This is a genomic window from Bacteroidia bacterium, assembly GCA_019695265.1.
Taxonomy (GTDB): domain Bacteria; phylum Bacteroidota; class Bacteroidia; order JAIBAJ01; family JAIBAJ01; genus JAIBAJ01.
This window is the reverse complement of sequence record JAIBAJ010000170.1, coordinates 1-4,719: the sequence shown is the minus strand read 5'-3', so window position 1 is coordinate 4,719 and position 4,719 is coordinate 1. Positions and strand designations below refer to the sequence as shown.

Annotated in this window: 3 protein-coding genes; 1 reads left to right on the top strand and 2 read right to left on the bottom strand. The window is 40.6% G+C overall.

Features of this window, described 5'->3' with window-relative positions; translation table 11 throughout:
• Window positions 1-653, top strand: a 653-nt coding sequence (locus tag K1X82_14815) for a universal stress protein (GenBank protein MBX7183382.1), incomplete at its 5' end; no start/stop codon positions are given.
• A 291-nt stretch (window positions 654-944) separates the two neighbouring features.
• On the opposite strand, the gene K1X82_14810 is transcribed toward K1X82_14815, so the two are convergent.
• Window positions 945-1,349, bottom strand: a complete 405-nt coding sequence (locus K1X82_14810) for an ATP-binding protein (protein ID MBX7183381.1) — start codon at window positions 1,347-1,349, stop codon at window positions 945-947.
• 22 nt (window positions 1,350-1,371) lie between these two features.
• On the bottom strand, window positions 1,372-4,719 hold a 3,348-nt coding region (locus K1X82_14805; GenBank protein MBX7183380.1), incomplete at its 5' end, for a DUF4175 domain-containing protein.

Genomic DNA, 4,719 nt, shown 5'->3' with positions numbered 1-4,719 from the left:
TTTCCTGGATAATAGCCTTGGTTATTGTTGGATTGAACATACGGTTGGTAATAAACGAGTTAGAATCCTGGATTCAGTCATCTGCCTCACCCTGGGTTATTTGCCTTACTGCCATTCCTGCGGCAATAGCAGCCTTGGGTTTATTGGCCTATATTTCTATCAAACCGTTGCTTAAATCGCATAAGCCCAAAAGTTATGGCTCTCCACATGGTGTGTTAAAGCAAATCGATCTCAGTCATCCTGAAAGCTACCGTCGTATAGCTATTACCATCGACTTTTCCGACAAGGATGTATTGGCTATCAAAGAGGCAATACGCCAGGGTGGAAAACAAGCCGATTACCGCTTAATACATATTGTTGAAACTGCGGGAGCTCGCATGTACGGCCATCATATTCATGATAAGGAAACTCAAACCGATACGTCCTATATTCAGGAGTACATAGCAGAGCTTAGCGTTAATGGTTACCGGGCCTCTTATGTGTTGGGTTATGGAAGCCCCAAGGAAAGAATTCCGGTATTGGTAACCGAATTTAATTCCGATTTGCTGGTGATGGGTGTTCATGGTCATCGTATGCTGAAAGATATATTATTGGGTACTACCCTAGATGCAGTAAGGCACCGGGTTTCTGTTCCAATTTTTATTGTTAAATAGTTTGTTTTTTATGCGGGCCCCCTCCGCCCAACTAAGTTTTAGTTCAAACTTCAACTTCCTCAAATGGGCGTTCGGGTCACGCTTTCCGCAGTACTCCTCGCCCCGATTGGGATCGGGGCTGTGGGGTACTTGCTCCAATCGTTGCCCGGGGTGCAAGTCCTAAGCTTGGTAATTCTTCTCAACCTCTACCGGTAAACAAACGGTACAACAGATGTATTTTGGAAAATGCCAGCCCCAAAAAAAAGGCCGAACTATTTTGTTCGGCCTTTTAAGTATGTATGGAGAAAGAAACTAGTTTAATTTAAATTGCATTTCAACGCTTCTTCCATCGTTGTTGAAGGTAATGTCGTCGCTTAGGCTTTTCATAAGAAAAACTCCACGTCCACTTATTTTCTCCAGGTTTTCCGGATTAGTTGGGTCGGGCAATGCGGCAATATCAAAACCTTCTCCCTGGTCGGTAATTGTAAAAACCAAAGTATTTGGATCTTTTGGCACAAAGGAGATGTCAACCAATTTATCCGGATTTAGTTTATTTCCATGGTACAAGGCATTGTTTACCGCCTCGGTAACCGCAACCAAAATATTTCCATAATGATCCTCGTTCACGCTATACTTGGCACAAACCTCATCAATCAGTTTTTCAACCAAGGAAATATTTTCGCTTTTGGAAGGGAAATTCAAATGTTGACTTGCCATCTGTTCTGCAATAATTGACGTATTATTCAATCGAATTAAAATAAGTATTCACTTTCTCTTTGTAAAACGGCTGCATGCCCAATGGTATTGTTTTTAGCAGTTCGTTTTCAAGTTGTTTTTTTCGCTTATACTCTAAAAATAGGGCAGGGTTACTATACTCCTGATTTTTTGCTTCTTTAGACTCCCGTTTTTCTTCTTCACCGCGTTCACGCTCAGCCTTTTCGGCCTCCAGAAGCCGGGTTAAAATCTCTTGTTGACGTTTCAATGTTTCGTTGGTAATATTTCTATTGACCATGTCTGTTTCGTTTTGCTCCATCAACTCTGCCATCCGACCTAAATTTCCTTGTTGTCCCTTATCCATTTTTCCATCTTTACCGGCTTGCTTTTTCATCATATCGTTCATCATTTGCCGAATTGCTTCTTGTTGTGCGGCCATTTTAGCCAAGTCTTTGCTCATGCTGCCATTCTGCCCACTACCTTTTTTGTCCCCCGGCTTTTGTCCTCCCTTTTCCATTCCTTCTTTCATTTTTTGAAGCTGTTTGCTGAGTTGTTCTTGCATAGCTCTCATGTTGGCAGCCGATGGTTTGGGTTGGCCTTTGCCCGGTTTTTTACAGCTTCCTTTTCCGGAAGATTGGCTTTGGCTTTGACTTTGGGCCATTTGTTGTTCTATTTCCGAAAGTAAGAGTGCCAAATTATTGATGCTGGTCATGGCAAACTGTTGTTTGGTTTGGGCTTGTGCAACATTTCGATCGGCCAAACTGGTAATGGATTTTCGCATGTTGTCGTTGATGGCATTGATTTCTTTGTTTACGGTACTTTGTATTTGGGTAATACGTTTGCTAAGTGCAAATAAGGAGTCTTGAATTACCTGGCTATCATCACGTAATTTTTGTTGTTGACGTGCTATTTTAGTGTAGTTTGGGTCGTTAATGCTGGTGTTTTTTGTTACTCCGATCAGGCTTTCCTGGTCAAACGAAAGTTTAAGCAGGTTTTCTAAGATTTCTCGCAATGCTTTCAAATCTTCTTCTGCGGCTTCGGCAGACATTGATTCCATCATGCTCTTCATTTTTTGAGCCATTTTTTGCATTCCTTCCGAGGCTTTCTTTTGGGATTGTGCAGCTTGTTTCTTCTTTTTGTTTTCAAGTTGTTCGGAGCTTTTTTCCATTTCTTCCCCTACTTCTTTTTTGTCTTGCTCCAATTGATCCATTGGCATTTTCTCTCCCAATTCCTGGCTTTGTTTTTCCAGCTCATCCATTTCCTTTTTCATATCATTGAACTCTTTGTTCAATTTGTCTTGTTCTTCTTTTAATTGGTTCTCATCGCTGTCTTTTTGTTCGCTTTGTTGTGAGAGTTCTTCTTGTTTTTTTGCCAATTCATCCATTTTTTCGATGGCTTGGTTCATCTTTTGTTCTAATTCCAGCTTTTTGAATAATTCCAGGGTCCGGTCAAGTTCTTTGGAAATATCTTCATTGCTCAGTTTCATTTTGTCCATCATTTCCTGAGCCTTGTCTTTGTCCATTTGATCCATCAGACGTTGCATTTCCTCCATCATTTTCTTCATTTCCTCGGTCATTACCTGATCAAACAGTTTTTGAATTTCCTGTTGTTTCTCTATTATTTCCGGATCTACCTCTCTAAATTCGCTTTGTTCCTGGTTTTTTTCCAGGTTTTCCTTTTTTACTTCGTCAACCTTTTGTTCTAATTCCTTTTGCATTTCCATTAATTCCCGCATTTGCTTTCTATCTTCCCAGCTCAGGCTTTTCTTTTCCATCATCTTTTTGTTGAGGTCGGCCAACTGTTTTTGAATTTGTTTGGCCATGGAAATGCTGGATTGCAGGTCTTTTTTTATTTCATCCGATTTTTTTTCGTTTCGGTCAGCCAATTCGTTAAGAGAAGGGATTTTAAATACCTTTTTTTCGCTTCGGGTACTTTTACTTCCTGAAACCCCATCGTTATCGAAAATTTCAAAATAGTATTCCAATTGATCGCCCGGTTTTACATCCAATCCGCGTAAATCCCAAACATGGAAGAAATCGTCCTGTTTCTTGGTGTTGGTAATTGGAACATCCACTGATTTTTGATTGGGGGCGGGTTTTCCGGTGCTGTCTTTTTTATCGAGAAAGGAATAGGTAAAACTTAATTTTTTGAATCCATAGTCATCCCCAACGGTTCCGGTAAAAAACAAGCGTTTGGAAGAAGTGCTGTCTTTTTGTTCAACCAAGGAAATGGTTGGGTATAAATCGGGAATAACGGCAATGTAGTATTTAACACTGTCCTTGCTTTTGAAATACTCGTTGTAAGCGGTAATACTATATGTTTTGTTTTGACGAAGGTTTCCATTCCAATGAAAGTTGCCACCATCGGATGGCGAAAGGGCATAGGAAGTATCGTTAAAACTCAGTTTTAAACTACGGGAATCTTTGGTTCGGAAGGTCCAAGATGCTTTTGTTCCAAACGGAACGGTAATATCACCGGAATTGGCTACGACTTCATCTTTTTTACCGGTATAAGACGGGTAGTCCAGTTTAATTTCAAAATTAAGCAATACCGGATTGGGCAAGGCAATCAATTCCATTTCTTTGGAATAAAATCCATCGGCCAGGAAGCGGAATCGGGTATTTTTTTGGACGCTGTGAAAAGTATGATGGAAGGTGGTAAGGTTTTCTTTTTCCAATTTGTATCGGGCGTCACCAACTTCAATGTAAGCTTCATTGGGAATTTCTGTTCCATCCAAACGAATGTCCAAGGTGAAGTCTTCATGCCGGACACATTGCAGGCTGGAATTCATTACTTTAAATGAAAATGGTGCTATAGGCTCAAAGTACTCATTGTGGCGTACCAACCTGTTAGTACTTTCAGTAAAAACCGATGGCCAAACCAGAAAAATGGCCAATACTATCCCGAAGATAGGTCCAAGGTAAACCAGGTATTTTCGGTTTTCTGAAAAATCGATAGCAGCAACAAATGGAACCGGTTTTAATTCCAATGTTTTTTGGTTAATGCTGGCTTCCAATAATACCAGGGATTGCTGATCCTTTAACTCTTGCAATTGGTTGTTCAATTGCAAAACATTCAGCAGTTTGTCGTTTACATTGGAAAAGTGTTGCCCGACAATGGAGGCGGCTTGTTCGTAGCTAAGGGTTTCGCCCAGTCGGTAAAGTTTTGACAGTGGGAAAAGTATGTAACGAACCAGTACTAAACCATTGATGCCCAAAAAGGAATAGAAAAGCAGGGTTCGTACGGTGCTGGAGAAGTTTCCAAAGTATTCTGCCACACTCACCACCAGGAAAAATCCGAAAAACAAGGTTAGGCAATAGATGAGTCCTCGCAACAATTGGTTTTTGTAATATTTGCGAATAAACTCATCTAA